General features: G+C 58.4%; 28 protein-coding genes and 1 pseudogene. 11 read left to right on the forward strand and 18 right to left on the reverse strand.

Annotated elements, in window-relative coordinates:
- Positions 1–6 precede the first annotated feature (6 nt).
- The 3 genes from IF654_RS14235 to IF654_RS14245 all read right to left on the reverse strand — a co-directional run bounded on the left by IF654_RS14235 (position 7) and on the right by IF654_RS14245 (position 1,416).
- Positions 7–198, reverse strand: coding sequence for a PLDc N-terminal domain-containing protein (locus tag IF654_RS14235; RefSeq protein WP_047275793.1), 192 nt, complete (start codon positions 196–198; stop codon positions 7–9).
- 83 nt (positions 199–281) lie between these two features.
- Positions 282–812, reverse strand: a complete 531-nt coding sequence (locus IF654_RS14240) for a hypothetical protein (protein ID WP_194862291.1) — start codon at positions 810–812, stop codon at positions 282–284.
- Positions 813–882: 70 nt separating this feature from the next.
- Positions 883–1,416 carry an ankyrin repeat domain-containing protein gene (locus IF654_RS14245; RefSeq protein ID WP_047275798.1) on the reverse strand — a complete coding sequence of 178 codons (534 nt, stop codon included), beginning with the start codon at positions 1,414–1,416 and terminating at the stop codon, positions 883–885.
- A gap of 326 nt (positions 1,417–1,742) precedes the next feature.
- On the opposite strand from IF654_RS14245, the gene IF654_RS14250 reads away from it, so the two are divergent.
- Positions 1,743–2,021 carry a DUF3509 domain-containing protein gene (locus IF654_RS14250; RefSeq protein ID WP_047276189.1) on the forward strand — a complete coding sequence of 93 codons (279 nt, stop codon included), beginning with the start codon at positions 1,743–1,745 and terminating at the stop codon, positions 2,019–2,021.
- A gap of 71 nt (positions 2,022–2,092) precedes the next feature.
- Here the strand turns inward: IF654_RS14250 and mtnC are convergent, their stop codons facing one another.
- From mtnC to aroC, 5 genes are all read right to left on the reverse strand, one after another.
- Complete coding sequence (mtnC, locus tag IF654_RS14255; RefSeq protein WP_047282765.1) at positions 2,093–2,776, reverse strand: acireductone synthase; 684 nt, start codon at positions 2,774–2,776, stop codon at positions 2,093–2,095.
- A gap of 10 nt (positions 2,777–2,786) precedes the next feature.
- Positions 2,787–3,332, reverse strand: coding sequence for a 1,2-dihydroxy-3-keto-5-methylthiopentene dioxygenase (locus tag IF654_RS14260; protein ID WP_047275802.1), 546 nt, complete (start codon positions 3,330–3,332; stop codon positions 2,787–2,789).
- Between the two features lie 97 nt (positions 3,333–3,429).
- On the reverse strand, positions 3,430–4,050 hold the full coding sequence (locus IF654_RS14265) for a methylthioribulose 1-phosphate dehydratase (protein WP_047275805.1): 621 nt from the start codon (positions 4,048–4,050) through the stop codon (positions 3,430–3,432).
- Entirely contained in the window at positions 4,047–5,195 is a 1,149-nt protein-coding gene (locus tag IF654_RS14270) for an MFS transporter (protein ID WP_047282766.1), read from the reverse strand. The genes IF654_RS14265 and IF654_RS14270 overlap by 4 nt, the downstream gene beginning before the upstream one ends.
- A gap of 34 nt (positions 5,196–5,229) precedes the next feature.
- On the reverse strand, positions 5,230–6,321 hold the full coding sequence (gene aroC / locus IF654_RS14275; protein WP_047275808.1) for a chorismate synthase: 1,092 nt from the start codon (positions 6,319–6,321) through the stop codon (positions 5,230–5,232).
- A 142-nt stretch (positions 6,322–6,463) separates the two neighbouring features.
- On the opposite strand from aroC, the gene IF654_RS14280 reads away from it, so the two are divergent.
- Both IF654_RS14280 and IF654_RS14285 read left to right on the forward strand, forming a co-directional pair.
- The gene (locus IF654_RS14280) at positions 6,464–7,429 is read left to right on the forward strand and encodes an alpha/beta hydrolase (protein WP_047275810.1); all 966 of its coding nucleotides are present in this window, start codon (positions 6,464–6,466) and stop codon (positions 7,427–7,429) included.
- Between the two features lie 97 nt (positions 7,430–7,526).
- Positions 7,527–8,318 carry a hypothetical protein gene (locus tag IF654_RS14285; RefSeq protein ID WP_047275812.1) on the forward strand — a complete coding sequence of 264 codons (792 nt, stop codon included), beginning with the start codon at positions 7,527–7,529 and terminating at the stop codon, positions 8,316–8,318.
- A 71-nt stretch (positions 8,319–8,389) separates the two neighbouring features.
- Here IF654_RS14285 and prmB read toward each other — a convergent pair whose 3' ends face one another.
- On the reverse strand, positions 8,390–9,298 hold the full coding sequence (gene prmB / locus IF654_RS14290) for a 50S ribosomal protein L3 N(5)-glutamine methyltransferase (protein ID WP_047280855.1): 909 nt from the start codon (positions 9,296–9,298) through the stop codon (positions 8,390–8,392).
- A 260-nt stretch (positions 9,299–9,558) separates the two neighbouring features.
- Between prmB and IF654_RS14295 the strand changes: the two genes are divergently transcribed.
- From IF654_RS14295 to IF654_RS14305, 3 genes are all read left to right on the forward strand, one after another.
- The gene (locus tag IF654_RS14295; RefSeq protein ID WP_047275815.1) at positions 9,559–10,149 is read left to right on the forward strand and encodes a cysteine hydrolase family protein; all 591 of its coding nucleotides are present in this window, start codon (positions 9,559–9,561) and stop codon (positions 10,147–10,149) included.
- Between the two features lie 147 nt (positions 10,150–10,296).
- Complete coding sequence (locus IF654_RS14300) at positions 10,297–10,617, forward strand: hypothetical protein (protein WP_047276221.1); 321 nt, start codon at positions 10,297–10,299, stop codon at positions 10,615–10,617.
- A 63-nt stretch (positions 10,618–10,680) separates the two neighbouring features.
- The gene (locus IF654_RS14305; RefSeq protein ID WP_047275818.1) at positions 10,681–11,238 is read left to right on the forward strand and encodes a Smr/MutS family protein; all 558 of its coding nucleotides are present in this window, start codon (positions 10,681–10,683) and stop codon (positions 11,236–11,238) included.
- 15 nt (positions 11,239–11,253) lie between these two features.
- Here the strand turns inward: IF654_RS14305 and IF654_RS14310 are convergent, their stop codons facing one another.
- Positions 11,254–11,796 (reverse strand): hypothetical protein, encoded by a 543-nt coding sequence (locus IF654_RS14310; protein WP_052892957.1) that lies wholly within the window; start codon positions 11,794–11,796, stop codon positions 11,254–11,256.
- Between the two features lie 317 nt (positions 11,797–12,113).
- Between IF654_RS14310 and IF654_RS23000 the strand changes: the two genes are divergently transcribed.
- From IF654_RS23000 to IF654_RS14320, 3 genes are read left to right on the forward strand one after another with little or no spacing between them, the layout of a single operon-like run.
- Positions 12,114–12,530, forward strand: coding sequence for a MobA/MobL family protein (locus IF654_RS23000; RefSeq protein ID WP_230683709.1), 417 nt, complete (start codon positions 12,114–12,116; stop codon positions 12,528–12,530).
- On the forward strand, positions 12,527–12,898 hold the full coding sequence (locus tag IF654_RS23005) for a hypothetical protein (protein WP_052892959.1): 372 nt from the start codon (positions 12,527–12,529) through the stop codon (positions 12,896–12,898). The genes IF654_RS23000 and IF654_RS23005 overlap by 4 nt, the downstream gene beginning before the upstream one ends.
- A gap of 29 nt (positions 12,899–12,927) precedes the next feature.
- Positions 12,928–13,248, forward strand: coding sequence for a hypothetical protein (locus IF654_RS14320; RefSeq protein WP_052892960.1), 321 nt, complete (start codon positions 12,928–12,930; stop codon positions 13,246–13,248).
- Here IF654_RS14320 and IF654_RS14325 read toward each other — a convergent pair.
- The 8 genes and pseudogenes from IF654_RS14325 to IF654_RS14350 all read right to left on the reverse strand — a co-directional run bounded on the left by IF654_RS14325 (position 13,245) and on the right by IF654_RS14350 (position 17,868).
- Positions 13,245–13,502: a bacteriocin immunity protein gene (locus IF654_RS14325; RefSeq protein WP_047280858.1), complete on the reverse strand. Its 258-nt coding sequence runs from the start codon at positions 13,500–13,502 to the stop codon at positions 13,245–13,247. The genes IF654_RS14320 and IF654_RS14325 overlap by 4 nt on opposite strands.
- 3 nt (positions 13,503–13,505) lie before the next feature.
- Positions 13,506–14,270, reverse strand: a complete 765-nt coding sequence (locus IF654_RS23010; RefSeq protein ID WP_230683710.1) for an S-type pyocin domain-containing protein — start codon at positions 14,268–14,270, stop codon at positions 13,506–13,508.
- A 27-nt stretch (positions 14,271–14,297) separates the two neighbouring features.
- Positions 14,298–14,819, reverse strand: a complete 522-nt coding sequence (locus tag IF654_RS23015; protein WP_230683711.1) for a hypothetical protein — start codon at positions 14,817–14,819, stop codon at positions 14,298–14,300.
- A 259-nt stretch (positions 14,820–15,078) separates the two neighbouring features.
- On the reverse strand, positions 15,079–15,351 hold the full coding sequence (locus IF654_RS14335) for a bacteriocin immunity protein (RefSeq protein ID WP_047282768.1): 273 nt from the start codon (positions 15,349–15,351) through the stop codon (positions 15,079–15,081).
- 10 nt (positions 15,352–15,361) lie between these two features.
- Positions 15,362–16,675 (reverse strand): S-type pyocin domain-containing protein, encoded by a 1,314-nt coding sequence (locus IF654_RS14340; protein ID WP_230683712.1) that lies wholly within the window; start codon positions 16,673–16,675, stop codon positions 15,362–15,364.
- Positions 16,676–16,934: 259 nt separating this feature from the next.
- Positions 16,935–17,216 (reverse strand): bacteriocin immunity protein, encoded by a 282-nt coding sequence (locus IF654_RS14345; RefSeq protein WP_047280859.1) that lies wholly within the window; start codon positions 17,214–17,216, stop codon positions 16,935–16,937.
- 11 nt (positions 17,217–17,227) lie between these two features.
- A pseudogene (locus IF654_RS23195) lies at positions 17,228–17,566 on the reverse strand (HNH endonuclease signature motif containing protein).
- Positions 17,563–17,868 (reverse strand): hypothetical protein, encoded by a 306-nt coding sequence (locus IF654_RS14350; protein ID WP_194862290.1) that lies wholly within the window; start codon positions 17,866–17,868, stop codon positions 17,563–17,565. Before IF654_RS14350 ends, IF654_RS23195 begins: the two are co-directional and overlap by 4 nt.
- Before the next feature lie 216 nt (positions 17,869–18,084).
- On the opposite strand from IF654_RS14350, the gene folE reads away from it, so the two are divergent.
- Together folE and IF654_RS14360 are read left to right on the forward strand one after the other, a co-directional pair.
- On the forward strand, positions 18,085–18,630 hold the full coding sequence (gene folE, locus IF654_RS14355) for a GTP cyclohydrolase I FolE (protein ID WP_047276193.1): 546 nt from the start codon (positions 18,085–18,087) through the stop codon (positions 18,628–18,630).
- A 100-nt stretch (positions 18,631–18,730) separates the two neighbouring features.
- Positions 18,731–19,102 (forward strand): glutathione S-transferase N-terminal domain-containing protein, encoded by a 372-nt coding sequence (locus IF654_RS14360; protein WP_047275820.1) that lies wholly within the window; start codon positions 18,731–18,733, stop codon positions 19,100–19,102.
- Positions 19,103–19,139 lie beyond the last annotated feature (37 nt).

The raw sequence follows: 19,139 nt of genomic DNA on the forward strand, positions 1-19,139 counted from the left end.
TGCAGGTTAAACCCTGACATTGCCGCGCGGGCCCGCAATGGCCCAGATCACCAGCCCCAATACCGGCAGGAAGATAATCAGCAACACCCAGAGGATTTTCATCCCGGTTTCAGCGCCACTTTTCAGCACGTTGATGATGGCCCAGATATCCAGAGCCAGAATGATCAGGCCAATCAGGCCGTTGAACGTGGAACCCATGATGACGCTCCTGAGTGAAGGGCTTGTTCCCTTAGGATAGTCAGTGCTTTCAAGGGTTCCGTTATTTATTCAATCGCGGGTGGTTAAACGTGAACCGCCACTTTCAGGGCTTCGAGCGACGACTCGGCCTTGATGCCGACCTCGGCACACAATTGAAGTACGCGCTGTACGTCATTGCCATAGACCAGCACAACCTGAATCTCGTCATCCAGCGGCTGGCTGAGGTTCATCAGCACATAACCACCGTTCTCCGGGTTCATGCTGCCCATCTGGATTTGAATACGGTTCAAAGCAGTCAAGGGCTCGGTCTTGGCCAACTGCTTGGGCTTGATATTGAACGCCACACCGGGGCCGAAAGACGCCACGATCTGAGCGAAAACATCCATGTAGGTGTCTGCCTGAAACAACACGGTCTCAGGCAGGCTGCCAATCACCACCCACTCCCCCAGCGGAATCGGGAAGGTCTCGTCGTAGTTGATATCCGGATTGTTAGCCAGAAACCCCTCAGGGTCGGCGTAAGCCTGGGCCGCTTCATCAGCGATCTTGACGATTTCGTCCTCGCCCATGCACCCCGAGCTGATTTTGCTGATGAGTTCAACGAGTGTGGTTTTCATGGGCACGGCCTGTCGCAGGGAAATTTGAGGGCGCGCAGGATATATCAATTGCGGCCCTCAAGGCAGGGCATCAGCCCAACAGCTTTTCAAGTTGAGCCGCCGAGTCGGTCGCACCCATGGTTTTGGCCGCATCCAGTGCGGTAATGCCATTGGCATCCTTGGCTTTTGGATCCGCCCCTTTGCTGATCAAGTAGTCAATGATCTCAGTACGGTTGAACATCGCCGCCATCATCAACGCCGTGCGTCCGTCAAACGACGCACCTTCAATGTCAGCACCGTTCTCGACCAATGTTTTGACCATCTCCAGATTGCCTTTGAACGCAGCACCGGCAATCGGGCTCTGGCCATTGTCATTGCGCACTTCAGGGTCGGCCTTGTGTTCGAGCAGCACTTTCACTGCATCCACATGCCCGTGGTAACTGGCGAGCATCAGCAGGGTGTCGCCCTTGTGATTGCGCAGGTTCGCCGGCAAGCCTTTGCTCAGCAGCGCGGCCAGCATGGCGGCATCCCCTTCGCGGGCTTTGTTGAATACCTGTTCGGCAAAATCGGCTGCTTCTTCCGGGGTCATCTGCCGTGGTTGATCGGCTGCGGGGGTGTCTGACATTTGAGGCTCCAGATGCGCTACAAAAAGAACGTAGTTTCCTGAGACGTGCCGGGCATGTCATCCCTTTTTTACGCAAAGAGGCGATAGACAAAAATCATCACCCGCGGTTTTTCTCTTTAGTAGAAACCAGGCCCGCTTTAACCCCTGCGCAAATTGGGCAAAATGCAGGATGCACGATGGCCATTCATGCAGAATGCACGACAGGGGTATTTTGATACAACTTCAACCTATTGATTTATAAGGATTTTTTAAAAAACCAATAGTGGCACAATCACTGCAATACCTACTCCATGCAAGCCCTTCATGAGCTAATGGAGCTGAAAGACATGAGCATGATTCAAGAAAAATTCGCATCGCTGTTCTCGAACTACACCGTCACCACCAAAGCCCGCCCGGATGGCGGTGTGTTGCTGACGCTGTGTGACAGTGATGGCAAGCAGACCCAGCGCTCTATTTCTTACGCTCAACTGCACACCGCCGAGCAACTGACGTGGGTGATTAGCGCGATTCGTCGCGACCTCGCGGGTCAGGCCAGTGAACTGCCTACGATTTCGCTGCTGCAAAGTCAGAACCGCTTTGCACTGCCGACCTATCACAACGCTTGAGTAACGCCCTGAACGCAAAAGCCAGCACACGCTAATACAGCGCCTGCTGGCTTTTTATTGCGCCGCCGTCTTCACACCAATGGCGGATCGATCTCGGCAAAACTGCGCACGGTTTTGTGCCCCGTCAGCTCGCCTCCGTCACGCGCCAGGCCGCACGTTTGCATGCCCGCTTGTTGCGCGGCATCAAGTTCTTCGACGATGTCGGAGAGAAACAGAATTTTCCCCGCCGGACAGCCAATGGCTTCAGTGATGTGGCGATACGATTGCGCTTCGCGCTTGGGCCCGGAGGTCGTGTCGAAGTAGCCACTGAACAACGGCGTCAGGTCGCCCGCCTCCGAGCAACCGAAAATCAGTTGCTGCGCCTGAATCGAACCCGACGAATACACGTACAGCGCATACCCTTGCTCGTGCCAGGCCTTGAGCGCCGCCACGGCATCGGGGTAGACGTGTCCTTTTAACTCGCCCGCTTCATAGCCCTGCTTCCAGATCATGCCTTGTAACGCCTTTAGCGGCGTGGCCTTGCGATCCTCGGCGATCCATTGCTGCAGAATTTCTATCACCCGCTCCACGTCGGCCTCGGGTTCACCGCTGTCCAGGCGCACAGCCCCCAGTTGCATCGCGACTTCGGGGTCTTCTGCATGCTCGCGAATAAAGGCGGGCAGGTGTTGGGCTGCGTAGGGAAACAACACGTCGAAGACAAAACTCACTGCGCTGGTGGTGCCTTCAATATCGGTCAGGATGGCCTTGATGGGCATGCGAGATTCCTTAATCTTCGAGGCGCGGGAAACGGCTGGCGATGTCTTCACCGGTAAAATTGGCGACCCAGCCTTCAGGGTTATTGAACAGGCGGATGGCGACAAAATGCGGGTGCTCACCCATGTCAAACCAGTGTGGCGTGCCTGCCGGGACAGAAATCAGATCATTCTTTTCACACAGCACCGCGTACACGTAGTCATCGATGTGCAAGGTAAACAGACCACGGCCAGCCACGAAAAAACGGACTTCATCTTCTGCGTGGCGATGCTCGTCGAGGAATTTGGCGCGCAATTCTGCTTTTTGCGGATGATCGCTGTTGAGGCTGATCACATCGACCGTGACGTAGCCCCGCTCGCTCATCAGCTGATCGATCTGCGAACGGTAGGCGTTGATCACCTCTTCCTGACTGGCCCCCGGCTGGATAGGCGTTGCCGCTTGCCAGCGGTCAAAACGCACGCCCTGCTCGGCGAGCGTGGCGGCGATGTCATCAACGTGGGTCAATACCTTGTTCGGCAGCTCAGGGCTTGAAACGTGATAAACAGACAAACTGCTCATAAAGGGTTATTCCTCGGCTGCGGCACGCTTTGAGCGTTTACACACGGCTCAGCGTGCCGTTCAAATCAGGGGGACAGCGCTTGCGGGCCACGTTGCCTCAACGGTGGAGCACGGCGCGGGTTTTCAGTTCACATTCAAACAAAAACTCAAAGGCTTCGATCTGGCGCAGGGCGTCGCTCATGCGCGGCCCCCACGTGTAGAGACCATGCCCGCGAATCAGATAGCCCACGCAGTCGGGGTGCGTATCCAGCCAGGGCTGAACGTTGCGCGCCAGGCGAGTGATGTCCTGATCGTTATCGAAGATCGGCACGTGCACACGCGAGGCGTGAGTCGACACCCCGCTGAACGCTTTTTGCAGTTCGTAATCTTCAAACGTGATGCTGTCGCCAGGCGTCAAGCGCGAGAGCACGGTCGCATTCACCGAGTGGGTATGCAGCACCGCTCCAATGTCTGGGCGCCAGTTATACAACTGGGTGTGCAGCAGGGTTTCAGCGGACGGTTTTTTGCCGGGCTCGAGGCTGTTGCCCGCCATATCGGTGGCCAACACGTCATCAAGGCCCAATTGGCCTTTGTGTTTACCCGATACCGTCAGCAGCGCTTCGCTGGCCGAGAGCCGGGTGGAATAGTTGCTGCTGGTGGCTGGCGACCAGCCGCGGCCATATAAAAAGCGCCCGGCGTCAATGATTTCCAGGCTCAGGTGTTCACGGGTAAGGCTCATGGCCTGTCCTCTTGCAGTCGAGTGGCAATGATAACGGCTGCGGCCAGCGCTGCGACGCTGGCCATACTAAAGGTGATAGTCGGGCCGAGGGTGTTCCAGGCATATCCGGCGTAGAGCGCCCCTGCTGCGCCGCCGACCCCGGCCAGTGTCGCGTACAGGGCTTGTCCCTGACCTTGCTGGCCCGGCCCGAAACTGCGTTGAACAAAGGTCATGGCGGCCGCATGAAAACTGCCGAAGGTCGCCGCGTGCATGAGCTGAGCCAGCAACAGCAGCCAAAAGTGCTCGGCAAACGAACCCAGCAACAGCCAACGCACCCCTGCCGTGAGAAAACTGAACAGCAACACGCGGCGCACCGAAAAGCGCAGGAGAATGCGGCGCATGGCCATGAACATCAGCACTTCGGCCACCACCCCCAACGCCCACAACAACCCGATCATTCCACGGCTGTACCCCAGGGATTCAAGGTGCAGGGTCAGGAAGGTGTAATACGGGCCATGGCTCATTTGCATCAGGGCCACACACGCATAAAAAGCCAGCACACCGGGGCTGCGCAGCTGCTTGAAAAAACCGTCCGCCAGCGCCTTGCGATTGCCGCTGGAAGGTTGCGCATTGGGCACCCACAGGCTGCACAGCACAATCGCGGCCATAACCACGACCAGCGTCACCGGGTACACGTCCAGGCTCAACCCTTCAAACACCCGGCCCAGAATCACCACCGTCAGGATGAAGCCCACCGACCCCCACAGGCGGATCTGGCTGTAGCGCTCGGGTTGCTCACGCAGGTGGGCAAAGGTGATGACTTCAAATTGCGGCAGCACCGCGTGCCAGAAGAACGCATGCAAAGCCATGACCAGCGCCAGCCACGCGTAACTTTTACTGACAAAAATCAGGGCAAAACTGAACAAGGTGCAGAGCGCACCCACGCGCACGATCAGCAGACGCTGACCGGTGTAATCCGCCAGCCAGCCCCACAGGTTGGGGGCTACGCAGCGCATCAGCATGGGAATGGCCACCAGTTCGCCGATGCGCGCACTGGAAAACCCGAGGTGATGGAAGTACAGCGCCAGAAATGGCGCTGTGGCTCCCAGCAAAGCGAAGTAAAAAAGATAGAAACCGGACAAACGCCAGTACGGAAGTGTCGCCACCGTCGTCAGACCGTGGCGCTCAACAGCCCCTGCATTACAACTGGCCCAGCACAGGCGTGCTGACACGCACGTCGGCGTTCTGGCCGCGATGGCGCAACAAATGGTCCATCAGCACAATGGCCATCATTGCTTCTGCGATGGGCGTGGCACGGATGCCGACACACGGGTCGTGACGGCCTTTGGTGATGACATCCACCGGGTTGCCGTGCACATCAATCGAACGGCCGGGCGTGGTGATGCTCGACGTGGGCTTGAGGGCAAGGTGCGCCACGATAGGCTGGCCGGAGGAAATGCCACCCAGGATGCCACCGGCATTGTTGCTGAGGAACCCTTGGGGTGTCAGCTCGTCGCGATGCTCGGTACCGCGCTGGGCAACGCTGGCAAAACCGGCGCCGATTTCAATGCCCTTCACCGCGTTGATGCTCATCAGGGCATGGGCCAGTTCTGCATCCAGTCGGTCGAAAATCGGTTCGCCCAGGCCCGGTATTACGCCTTCGGCCACCACGGTGATCTTGGCGCCGACCGAGTCCTGATCGCGGCGCAACTGGTCCATGTAGGCTTCCAGCTCAGGCACTTTGTCCGGATCAGGGCTGAAGAACGCGTTTTCTTCGACGCTATCCCAGGTTTTGAACGGAATTTCAATCGGACCCAACTGGCTCATGTAGCCACGAATCACGATGCCCTGGGTGGCCAGGTACTTCTTGGCGATAGCACCGGCCGCCACGCGCATGGCCGTTTCGCGGGCCGAACTGCGGCCGCCGCCACGGTAATCACGCTCACCATATTTGTGGTGATAGGTGTAGTCGGCATGGGCCGGGCGAAACAGGTCTTTGATCGCCGAGTAGTCCTTGGACTTCTGGTCGGTGTTGCGGATCAGCAGGCCAATGGCGCATCCGGTGGTGCGACCTTCGAACACGCCGGACAGGATTTCGACTTCGTCCGCTTCCTGACGCTGCGTGGTGTGACGGCTGGTGCCCGGCTTGCGGCGGTCCAGGTCACGCTGCAGATCTTCAAGGGACAGCTCAAGCCCTGGCGGGCAGCCATCAACAATGGCGACCAACGCCGGGCCATGGCTTTCGCCAGCGGTGGTGACAGTGAACAGCTTGCCGTAGGTATTGCCGGACATGCAGGGCGCTCCGTGAAAATCAGCCGATCGGGCTCAGCCGGGATAACTAAGCGCGCCAGTATACGCAGGCTGCCCCAGTAGTTCATCCTCGAACCTTATTCATCCGGGTCTGTCCAACCGGCACTCAGTCATAGATGGCGAAATGATGTTCAGGATTCTGCTTGTGGTACTCACCCTCTTCAGTGGCGTGGCGAATGCTGCGTCCCCTTCCGTGCTGTTGCGCCCCATCGAGCTGAACACGCCTACGGGCACGCTGTATGGCTCGCTGGTATTGCCCAAAAGCGACAAGCCGGTGCCCGTGGTGCTGATCATTGCAGGTTCGGGCCCGACTGACCGCAACGGCAACAATACGCAGGGCGGACGCAATGACAGCCTGAAGAAACTCGCCTGGCGTCTTGCGCAAAACAACATTGCCAGCGTGCGCTTCGACAAGCGCGGTATCGCCCAAAGCCAGCCCGCTGCCCCGGACGAGCGCACCCTCAACCTTGACCAATACGTTACCGACGCCGTGGCGTGGGGCAACCTGCTCAAGGCCGATCCACGCTTTGCGGATGTGTTCGTGCTGGGCCACAGCGAGGGCGCGCTGATTGCCAGCCTGGCAGCCCCAGCCATGGACGCGGCAGGCGTGATCTCCATCGCAGGGACCGCGCGGCCCGTGGGCCAAGTGTTGCGCGAACAACTGCAACGCAACAACATGCCACCCGGCCTGCTGCAACGCAGCGTTGAGCTGATCCACACCCTTGAAAGCGGCCGCACTGACGACAACGTGCCCGAAGCGTTGCAAGTGATCTTCCGCCCCAGCGTGCAGCCCTACCTGATCAGCCTGTTGCGCTACGACCCGGCCAAGGCGTTCGCCGCTCTGAAAATGCCCGCCTTGATTATTCAGGGCACCCACGACATTCAGGTCGACGTCAACGACGCGCGACTGCTCAAGGCCGCCAAGCCGGACGCTGACCTGGCACTGATCGAGGGCATGAACCATGTCATGCGCATCGTCCCCATGGACATGAAACGTCAGGTGCAGTCCTACAACGATCCGAACCAGCGATTATCCAGTGAACTGGGTGACAGAATTGTGCGCTTTATCACTAAAGTCATCGATCGCTGATCGGGTAACCCTCCAGTCCTGCGCATAACGGCCGATAAGCCTATGTCGGCAGCCTTTGCTTTGCCGGCATACCGGGCTTGCACAGGATTTTGCCGTTATGACCGACACCCCACAAAAACCCGCCGAAGCTCAAGAGCCGGCGACTCCCGAAGCGCCCCCGCTCCCGTGGGCGGAGGTGCAACCCGAGCATTTCAAAATGCTGCGGCTTGCACCCCTGCAAACTGACCGCAATACCGGCGGCCGCCCCCTGCGCTTCGTGCAGTTCGGTTATGCCGAACGCCATAACAAAGAACATAGCCTGTTACGCATGAGCATCCTGTTGCCGGGTCAGCGCGTGCGCAAAGAACAAAACCAGCTCGACATCTGGGTCGACCATGACACCCAACGCGTCAGCATCAGCCCGCAAAGCGGCCTGCAAGTCGAACCGTGGAACCGTGGCATCGGCCGCTTCCTGATGGCTCAAGGCATTCTGTGGGCCCAGAAAAAATGGTCGAAATACAGCGTTGACGGCATGCCGCTGGCCAGCAAGGACGCATTGAACGAAGACACGCGCCTGCGCCGCGACCACTTTTTACGCATGCATGGGTTTGATGTGGTGTACGCCGATGCCCAACACTTGAAAGCCAGCATCGAAGGCGTCCAGGTGGGCGAGCTGCTGAACAACTGGAACACCGAAAAAGTACAGTTCGTGGAAATTCTTGAAGCCGCGCAAATGCTGCAACAGGCCGAGCAAACCTTGCAGGAACAGGAAGTCAAACTGCGCGAGAAAGAAGAAAAGGTCAGCAAGTTCCAGCGTGAAGACACCGGGCTGCGTTTCACCATCACGTGCCTGGTGGCGTTCGCCGTGTTTCAGGCCGGGCTGTTGATCTGGATTGCAACACACCGCTGACCTGCCCCAGATCACAGGCTGCACCGGCGGCCTCACGTGCCCGCCGGATGCCGCCAGTAACAGCTCGGGGTCTACACCCGCGAGGCGAACAGCGCCTGATGGTCGCGGCATTGCTCGGCAGTGAGCATGAACACGCCGTGACCGCCGCGCTCAAAGTCGAGCCAGGCAAAATCAACTTCCGGGTACAGCGATTCAACGTGCACCTGGCTGTTGCCCACTTCCACGATCAACAGGCCTTTGTCGGTCAAGTGATCGGCCGCCTCGGCCAGCATGCGCCGCACCAGGTTCAAACCATCGTCCCCACAGGCCAACCCAAGCTCGGGTTCGTGCTGGTATTCAGCAGGCATATCGGCGAAATCTTCTGCATCCACATACGGCGGATTGGACACGATCAGGTCGAAGCGCTGCCCCGGCAGCCCCTCAAAACCGTCGCCCTGCACGGTGTAGACACGCTCATCGACGCCGTGACGCTCAATGTTCTGGTTGGCCACTTCCAGCGCTTCAAACGACAGGTCCGCGAGCACCACTTCAGCGTTCTGGAATTCATAGGCGCAGGCAATACCGATACAACCCGACCCCGTGCACAAATCCAGAATACGGGCGGGTTCGGCACCCAGCCACGGCTCAAACCGTTTTTCAATCAACTCGCCAATCGGCGAGCGCGGGATCAGCACACGCTCATCCACGATGAAAGACATCCCGCAGAACCAGGCCTCGCCCAGCAAATAAGCGGTCGGAATGCGTTCTTCGATGCGACGTTTCAACAAATGTTGCAGGTTAACCAGCTCATCATCTTCAAGACGGCAGTCCAGATAGCTGTCAGCGATTTCCCACGGCAGGTTCAACGCACCCAGCACCAGTTGGCGGGCTTCGTCCCACGCATTGTCGGTGCCATGACCGAAGAACAGCTCTTCCCCATGAAAGTGGCTGACGGCCCAACGAATATGGTCGCGCAGTGTGCGCAGACGGGAAGTGATCAACGGACTTACTCCTCAAAATCGACCGACGATTCTATCAGCCAAACCCCGGCGCGGCCAAAGTTGTGCCCGGCGGTCGACCCCGCGAGCCAATTCGCGCATCGCAAACGCTGCACCTGGACGGTTTGGCACATTCCAACGACTCAAATACAGCGCTTGACACGGCTACAGCCCAGCATCCACGCCGTTTTCAAGAATGACCATTCACATAACCGTCCCGTCAGTGGAGAATGTCGCAAAAGCCCCACACAAAGGAGCCCCGAATGCCTGCTTTAAAAACGATGTTTCAACTGACCGGACGTGGTTATGCCGCTGCCACTCTGAACAATGCCAGCCTGTTGATCATCGATGCGCAAAACGAGTACCTGGAAGGCCCTCTGGCCTTGTCCGGCATGCCAGCAGCCACCGCCAACATCGCCTTGCTGCTCGAAGCCGCCCGTAAAGCCAAACGCCCCGTGGTTCATATCCGCCATCTGGGCACCGTCGGCGGCCTGTTTGACCCGCAAGGCGAGCGCGGTGCGTTCATCAAAGGCCTGGAGCCACAAGGCGACGAGGTGATTATCGAAAAGCGCATGCCCAATGCCTTCAACGACACCGGATTGCAAAAAGCCCTGGAAAACCTGGGCCCCCTGGATGTGATCGTCTGCGGGTTTATGAGCCATTCCAGCGTCAGCACCACGGTGCGTGCCGCCAAGGACTACGGCTTTCGCTGCACCCTGGTAGAAGACGCCTGCGCCACCCGCGACCTGCCGACCCGCGACGGCATCATCCCGGCCGTTGATGTGCAGCGTACGGAGATGGCCATCATGAACGACAACTTCGCCACCCTCGCCCGCACCCGTGATCTGATTTGATCTGACGCCAACTGATAGGCGGCTGATGTTGACCGCCTATCCGTATCACCCCTTTCCTACATACCTCACATCTATTTCCCATTCCATTCAGGAACAAGATGCGACTCTCCCGGTCGAAGGCCCGATACTCTTTAAGGAAAGATCGGAATGAAGATCTCCGATGGTTTTGATGCGCGACGTTTACGCCCCAAAGGCCCCAGCAACTGGCGTTCGCGTTTTGTACTGACGATTGCAGCGCTGATCACGCTGTGTGGCCTGCTGATGACACTGACCGGTCTGGCGAGCCTGATCGGGCATTCACCGGCCCTGGGTGAACTCAACGCCAGCCCCGCCGGGGCGGCCTTGATCGCGGGTCTGGGCTTGCTGGTGACCTGGCTTGGAGGATGGATGTGGCGCCGGCGCCGTCGTTACATGCGCCAACCGCTTGGGCTGAGCATGTCTGCGCACTTGATGAAAAAACACGATTAAGGCAGATCTGCCGCACGCGGGGCGTCGACTTCGGTAAACTGGCGCCCCTTCGCGGAGGCTGACATGCAAGACGACGACTTTTCCCTGTTCAAAAACGAAATCCGCGGTGTAAAGCCGATCAAACATGATCGCGCTGACACAGGCAAACCCAAAGCCGACCGTGCGCAACTGGCCAAGTTGCGGCAAAACGCAATTGTGCGCAGCAATGAGACCATCATTGACGGCTTGTCCGATCAGTTTGTGATTGATGTCGGCCCCGAAGATCACCTGCACTGGGCCCGGGACGGCGTGCAAGAAAGCCAGATGCGCAAGCTCAAACTGGGGCAGATCAGCTTTGAAGGCAGCCTTGACCTGCACGGCATGACCGTTGAAAAGGCCCGCGAAACACTGTGGGCCTTTTTGGCCGAAGCGACCCAGTTGGAAGTGCGCTGCGTGCGCGTCACCCACGGCAAGGCCGTACGCCTTGACGGCAAACGCCCGATGATCAAGAGCCACGTCAACACCTGGTTGCGCCAGCACTCCAAGGTGCTGGGCTTTTGCTCGTGCCAGGCCAAACATGGCGGCGCAGGCGCCGTCTATGTGATGCTCAAACGCACCATGATGGAAGGCCGCGACGAGTAACCTCCGCGGTTTGGCTCAGGCCCCCAACTCTTCTTTCTTCTTTTCGGACCACGTGTGGTCGCACTCGTCACACGCGTAGTCATAGCGATTGATGACAAAGGTCGTGTTCATAAAACGGGTATTGGTGCCGCGCGAATTTTTCTCTCGCACTTTGATTCGGCCTTTGAACCTATCCAGCTCTGCCTGCCCTGTGCAGTGAACATTCAAGCTTTTGCATGACGGGCAGCGGTGACGGATAAACCGATGCCAGACCCACCCGGCCACGATTGCGGCAAACACCAAACCTATCCAAAACAGCCATTGCCCTCTGGCCTGGCGCTCCTGATGCGCTACCGCCTGCTGCTGTTGCTCTTGCAGAGCGAGGGCGCGTGCCTGCTCCTGCGCCAAGTCGGCTTGCTGTTGCGCCAACGCCTGCTGTTGCCGGGCTTGTTGCAGGGCATGCTGTTCGTTAGTGGCCTGGGCGATCCAGTATTTAAAGTGCGGGATACCGTCAATCACCTTTTGCAGGGCCTCAACGCGCAAACGGTAGGTCGAGTCCTGATTAGGATCATTGGCCAAATTGCGCTGGGTATTCCATTCTCGAGCTTCTTAAAGCCGAAATTTGTGCCTGATTGGAAGCCATCGTCAGTGCAGTGCCCGACGGGCGCTGTGCTGGCAGACGCCCAACAAGCGCAGCGCGTTAGCCTGGGGAGGCAAGTACCGCGATCTAGTGGAGATCGAGCGGCCCTCCAGTCGCTGTGCGCCCTTCTAACGCCGTTTAAAGCCTCAGGGCCGTGCAAGGGCTGCTTCGCTTGCGGGCAACCAGGTTTGAGGCACGTGCCCTAGTTTCAGCCCATATCCCAAATCATGATGCCCAGCTCAGCATCGAGGGGGCATTGGGCAATTCGCTCCTGGAGCATCTCAGGCGTGTAGTAGGCCGAAATGTTGGGCCGCATCATCTCTGGCAGGATGGGCAGCACGTCGCCAGTTTTTCGTCCGAGGGCATGGCCCCGCAGCCGCCCGCCGAGCTGTGGAACCGGGTCGAGGACGCCGAGGTTCGCAAGAATGCCCGCGTGGCCCGCGAGGTGCTGGTGGCCCTGCGCGCCGAGCTGTCACCGGCCCAGCGTCGGGAGCTTACCCAGGGCATCGCACAGGCACTGGCCGACCGCTACGGCACAGCCGGAACGCTGGCCGCCCACACGCCCGACCGGGAGGGCGACCAGCGCAACCACCACGCGCACATCCTCATGACCACCCGCCGCCTTGAGCCGTCCGCGCGCTGGGCGAGAAGATCCGCGAGCTGGACGACGTGAAGCGCGGCCCGGAGGAAATCGAGTGGGTGCGGGCGATGATCGAGGCGCGCCCCAACCACGCACTGGAGCGCGCAGGCAGCGCCGAGCGGGTAGACCGGCGCTCACTGTTCGAGCAGCGCGCCCCGCTGGGCACTGTCACCCGGCTCCAGGCCAACAACGACCGCCGCCAGTTGACCGCCGATCGTGACGAGCTGGGCGCGGTATCGGCGCAAATCATCGACATCGAGCAGGCCCGCGCCGCCGTGAGAGAGGTGGAAATGGCGGGCAAGACGTCTGCACTCATCATCGAAAAGGCAACGCGCATTGCAGTATCAGAAGCCGTCAGCGGTGCTCTGGCGGCTGTTCGTTATGAGGTCGTGAAACCCTAGGTGGCTCGGTAAAGCCCGCTGTAAACGCGTTGGATGGCGTTGCAGGGCGTGCCGAACTGGCCGAGCAGCGTTTGAGCCAAACGGCGGCGGCGTTCAGCTGGCAATGGGGGCCGCTGTGGGCCGGTACAGCCGCGCTGCTGCTGGCGGTTGTCCTGGGCATCGTGCTGCTGGTGGTGCCGTCGCCGGATCAAATCGCCGCGCTACGGGCCGAGGTGGTCAACCTTGAGGCCAGAGGCGGCAAGGCGACGTTGACCGTGTGCGGCGACAAGAAGCGGCTGTGTGCCGAGATAGACACCAGGGCCCCCGAGTACGGCGAGCGCGGGCAGTTCCGAATCCTGAAGGGCTACTAGCTTGGCTTAAACCCAGGAAGGCCATTGGCTTCGCGCCATTTCTTCACGGTTTCGGTTATGCCTTCGTTTGAGTTATCCGCTCCGTTTTCTGGGTAGTAGATAAGGTCTGTGCCAGCAGGGTGCTCGGTGAGCAACCTGAACTGCTCCAATAGTTCGCCGAGAGCTTCGTCCGATGCACTTTTATTTGCCGAACGTATTGCTTGCATGAACTGAATGAACTGAGCCTCGGTGTAATCAGAAATGCTTTTTTTCATGTGTTATTTCCGGTGAATATCTATGTGGTTCCGGGGGGTGTTGGCACGCAAGTTATCTACGTCATACACCGCTCCACCGTCAGTTATGCGCTCCACGTGGTGTAGCTCTATGGTGCTTCGTTTCCCTACAGTATCTCTATCGCGGGCAGCAGGCGCATAACCTGCTTGCATGCGTTCTAAGTTGTCTTGATTGAATTGGCTGCTCAGCTCAGGGTCATTCCCAACCTCGATCCAGAACGCTTTCCGGAACGCATCAAAGCTAGAAAATTCGCGCCCCCGCAACCTGTCAACAATCTGTGTTGGGATGGGTGCACCTAGCCCTACGCTCGCACCTGCCAGCCATATTCCCGTTACATCCTGGCCGATGCCGGTGACAACGCCGGGTTGATTGCGAACGCTGATCGACAGGTAGATTGGCGCTATTTCAGGCTTGGTCGGAAACCAGATAATGGCGTCCTGGTAGTCGGGCGGATGTACCGGATTGACCAAGGCTTTGTTGGACTGCTCTGTTGGCGGATACACCCATACAGAAGGGAGTTTCGGGGCACCTTCAAGCGCGGGAATACCCAGCTCGTTAGGGTCAGCGGCTGGCGTCCAAATAACCTCAATGCCCTGCCCCAGGTCGGCTACGAATTGCTCACCGCGAGGCGTGGCCTCGATGACTTGTGCGTTCTCCCATTCCGGTTTACGACCCGTGTAAAAGCCGTAGGCATTGATTGTGTTCGCTGCCAGCTGCTGGACATGCACCCGAACACGGGTACGGCCCAAGGTCAGGGCGTGGTACTGCTCTTTGGTCTAGAACGCGCTGTCAGCCGAGGTCGTATTGGGTAGCAGCATGCCGATGGTGCCAAGCACAGCGCCTGCCGCCATCATAGCGCCACCTTCGATCAAGCCCAGGGACAGGGTGCCGCCCAAGCGACTGGCTATGGTGGTGGCAGCCGTTGAGCTGCCAATTAGTTGTAAGGGCGTGCCACCCGCCATGATGGCCGAACCTGTGCCCATGACGGCCCAGTCGCCATAGTCCTTCAGCTGCTCAAGTGGAACGAACCCGCCGGGATTGTTGTGATCGACCACGCCGTCCGGCAGGTTGCAGGACTTGGCAAAAATGTACCCGAGGCAGTTCTTGTCCTTTTGGCTCGCTTCCCGCGCCGCTTCTAAGCGCGCCTCAGCCGCCTCATAGGCTTTCTTGTTTCCGGCCACCGCCCGGTCCCAGTTCCCCAGCAAATCCTCTGGTGGTGCTGGTTCCAGCCGCTTGGCGTTAAGCGCCTGCTGGTAACACACCTTGCAGTGGTGTCCCGCGAAATCTCCGTTCGCCATAAATCAGCTTGCCTCATCCAATAATCGCCAATGCCCGCCAGCATGCCCACGCACCTGACCACCTGCAAGTGAAGTGCTTCACCATAGTGCCTTCACCGGATGAAATAGCAAGGCTACGGGCCGAGGTGGCCAACCTTGAGGCCAGAGGCGGCAAGGCGACGTTGACCGTGTGCGGCGACAAGAAGCGGCTGTGTGCCGAGATAGACACCAGGGCCCCCGAGTACGGCGAGCGCGGGCAGTTCCGAATCCTGAAGGGCTACTAGCTTGGCTTAAACCCAGGAAGGCCATTGGCTTTTCGCCACTCCTTGATGGTTCTGGTGATACCTGTCGCAGAGGTATCAGCACCAGGCTCTGGGTAATAAATCAAATCGGCCCCACTGGGATGGTCAATAATTTGCCGAAAATGGAATAACAATTCGTCCGCACGGTCATCGGTCGGAGCTTTATCCTCTTTGCGAATTTCATCGATAAGACCAATAAACTCCTCTTCCGTGTAATCCGAAAGGCTATCTTTGATAAACGGATCGCTCATGTTTTCGTCCTTAATTTTTGTGCACGTCGATATGATTTTTCGGCGTATTGACCCGTAAATTATCGACGTTGTAGACCTCTCCGCCTTCTGAAACTTGTTCAACGTGATGGATGCCATGGGTCTGTCGTTTCCCCACCATGTCGCCATCACGTGCACGCGGCGCTTTACCTTCCTGCATACGAGATAGGCTATCTTCGCTAAATTGCCCCGCAAGAGATGGATCTCTCGAAACAGCGACCCAGAACGCCCGTCTGAATGAGTTGAAGCTCGAAAACTCCCGGCCACGCAGTGAGTCCGCGATGCTCGTCGGGATCGGTGCCCCGAGTCCTGCACGAGCATGATCAAGCCATTCCCCTGGAACATCCTCCCCGATGCCGGTAACGACGCCGGGTTGATTGCGAACGCTGATCGACAGGTAGATTGGCGCTATTTCAGGCTTGGTCGGAAACCAGATAATGGCGTCCTGGTAGTCGGGCGGATGTACCGGATTGACCAGGGCTTTGTTGGACTGTTCCGTTGGCGGATACACCCATACCGAAGGGAGTTTCGGGGCACCTTCAAGCGCGGGAATACCCAGCTCGTTGGGGTCAGCGGCGGGCGTCCAAATAACCTCAATGCCCTGCCCAAGGTCGGCCACGAATTGCTCACCGCGAGGCGTGGCCTCGATGACTTGGGCGTTCTCCCATTCCGGTTTACCGCCCGTGTAAAAGCCGTAGGCATTGATTGTGTTCGCTGCCAGCTGCTGGACATGCACCCGAACACGGGTACGGCCCAAGGTCAGGGCGTGGTATTGCTCTTTGGTGTAGAACGCGCTGTCAGCCGAGGTCGTATTGGGTAGCAGCATGCCGATGGTGCCAAGCACAGCGCCTGCCGCCATCATAGCGCCACCTTCGATCAAGCCCAGGGACAGGGTGCCGCCCAAGCGGCTGGCTATGGTGGTGGCAGCCGTTGAGCTGCCAATTAGTTGTAAGGGCGTGCCACCCGCCATGATGGCCGAACCTGTGCCCATGACGGCCCAGTCGCCATAGTCCTTCAGCTGCTCAAGTGGAACGAACCCGCCGGGATTATTGTGATCGACCACGCCGTCCGGCAGGTTGCAGGACTTGGCAAAAATGTACCCGAGGCAGTTCTTGTCCTTTTGGTTCGCTTCCCGCGCCGCTTCTAAGCGCGCCTGAGCCGCCTCATAGGCTTTCTTGTTTCCGGCCACCGCCCGGTCCCAGTTCCCCTGCAAATCCTCTGGTGGTGCTGGTTCCAGCCGTTTGGCATTAAGCGCCTGCTGGTAACACACCTTGCAGTGGTGTCCCGCGAAATCTCCGTTCGCCATAAATCAGCTTGCTTCACCCAATAATTGCCAATGCCCGCCAGCATGCCCACGCACCTGACCACTTGCAAGTGAAGTGCTTCACCATAGTGCCGTCACCGAATGAAATAGCAAGGCTACGGGCCGAGGTGGCCAACCTTGAGGCCCGAGGCGGCAAGGCTGTGCTGACCGTGTGCGGGCCTGAAAAGCGGCTGTGCGCCGAGATTGACACCTAGGCCCCCGAGTACGGTGAGCGCGGGCAGTTCCAAATTCTGAAGGGCTACTAGCTTGCCTTAAACCCAGGAAGACCATTGGCTGCCCGCCATTTCTTCACTTCTGATAGCACGCCCTCTGGGCTGTCATCGACCCCAGTGGCTGGATAAAAGATCAAATCAGACCCGCGTGGGTGCCCCACAACGCGGACGAAGTGATCAGCCAGCTGACTTAGATGAGCCTCCAAGGCTGCGCCTTTTAAACCGTTTGTATCCTCAAAAAACTCGCGCAGGAGCAGCATAAATTCTGCTTCCGTGTAGTCCTCAAATCTGTCCTTACTGAGGAAATCCATAGTCGTCCCCCTTACTTTGAACTGTGGTTTTTAATGTGGTTTTTAGGCGTGTTGACCCGGAGGTTGTCCACGTCATAAACGGCACCCCCGTCAGCAATCCTATCTACGTGGTGCAGCTCATGAACTTTTCTCCCGCCCACGGCCTCAGTGTCTTACACGAATGGGGAGGAGCCACCGCGCATTACACGTCTGTTGGCAGCAGAAAACTGGCTGCTTAACTCAGGGTCTGCCGCTACTTCCGTCCAGAATGCTTCTCGGAAATTATCGAAGCGTGAGAATTCACGCCCCCGCAGCCTGTCAGCAATCTGTGTTGGGATGGGTGACCACCTGCAAGTGAAGTGCTTCATCATAGGGGCCGCTTCCACCAAGGCAACGGGGTGTTGTTTGACACACTTTCAAGTGTGTCAGGCTGTGCGGGTTCCGGCTTGTGCTCAATCAGGCGCATAGCTTGACGAAGCTCAGCGACTTCCTCCCGCAATGCCTTCAGCTCGGTCAGGATCATGGCTACATCCTGTGTGCCAAGTGCGGTGCCGCCATGTGCCGTTTTTTCGGCTTCTGGTTGTGCCAATGGTTTCAGCTCGCCATAGGCGCGGATCAACTCAGAAGTCTCCAGACGGCGACCGCAAACCATAACGGCAGAACGAATGTTCACTGCCCGTGCACCCATCGCCCGACCTAAGCTACTATGTGCGCCAAATGAAGGTACCCCCCTCATGGACCCGATCGCGATCGGGGGTCAGCGCCAGGGAGCAACGGCCTGTCAACGTGCCATCCGCGGTGACATCGTCCGCCCGCTCCGCCCCGAAACGCCTCATATGGGTACATGCACATCGAGTACCCCTCCGAAACCCACATGGAAAACAGCCCTGTGACATTGGAACAAAACTACACCGCCATCCTCGGTCAGCTTGGCGAAGACGTCTCCCGCGAAGGCTTGCTGGACACGCCCAAGCGCGCAGCCAAAGCCATGCAGTACCTGTGCCGCGGGTATGAGCAAACACTGGAAGAAGTCACCAACGGTGCCTTGTTCAGCTCTGACAACAGCGAAATGGTGCTGGTCAAGGACATCGAGTTGTATTCGCTGTGCGAACACCATCTGTTGCCGTTCATCGGCAAGGCCCACGTGGCTTACATTCCGAGCGGCAAGGTGCTGGGCCTGTCAAAGGTGGCACGTATCGTTGATATGTATGCTCGCCGCTTGCAGATCCAGGAAAACCTCAGCCGCCAGATTGCCGATGCCGTGTTGCAAGTCACTGGCGCACTGGGTGTGGCAGTGGTGATTGAAGCCAAGCACATGTGCATGATGATGCGCGGTGTCGAGAAGCAGAACTCGTCGATGATCACGTCGGTGATGCTCGGTGAGTTTCGCGACAATGCCGCGACGCGCAGCGAGTTTCTCAGTCTGATCAAGTAAAACCCGCGTCCCAAAAAACCGGCGCTCATCGCCGGTTTTTTTTCGCCCGCGTATTTCAGGTAAGCTGCGGGCCTTCTTTCTTGCCCATGAGGCTATTACTGTGTTTATCAAAGCGCTCCGCGTAGGCCTGGGTCAGCTGATTATCGCTGGCGATTTCCTGACCCGCCCCAGCAAAAAACAGCGCCCTGCCACCGCTCAGGCGCAGGTTGATCAAGCCGCCCAAGGCTTGACCCTGTACCAGTTCCACGCGTGCCCGTTTTGCGTCAAGACGCGCCGCACCTTGCGCCGCCTGAACGTGCCAGTGGCCTTGCGAGATGCGAAAAACAATGAGCAGGACCGTCAAACCCTGCTGGAGCAAGGCGGCAAGATCAAAGTCCCTTGCCTGCGTATTGAGGAAGGTGGCAAGACCACCTGGATGTACGAATCCAAGGTCATCATTGACTACCTGAACAACCGCTTCGCCAACGTCTGACACCCCGCCACCGCTCGTTGCTTAAGGCACGCAGGCT

Source organism: Pseudomonas lundensis (assembly GCF_015377145.2).
Taxonomy (GTDB): domain Bacteria; phylum Pseudomonadota; class Gammaproteobacteria; order Pseudomonadales; family Pseudomonadaceae; genus Aquipseudomonas; species Aquipseudomonas lundensis.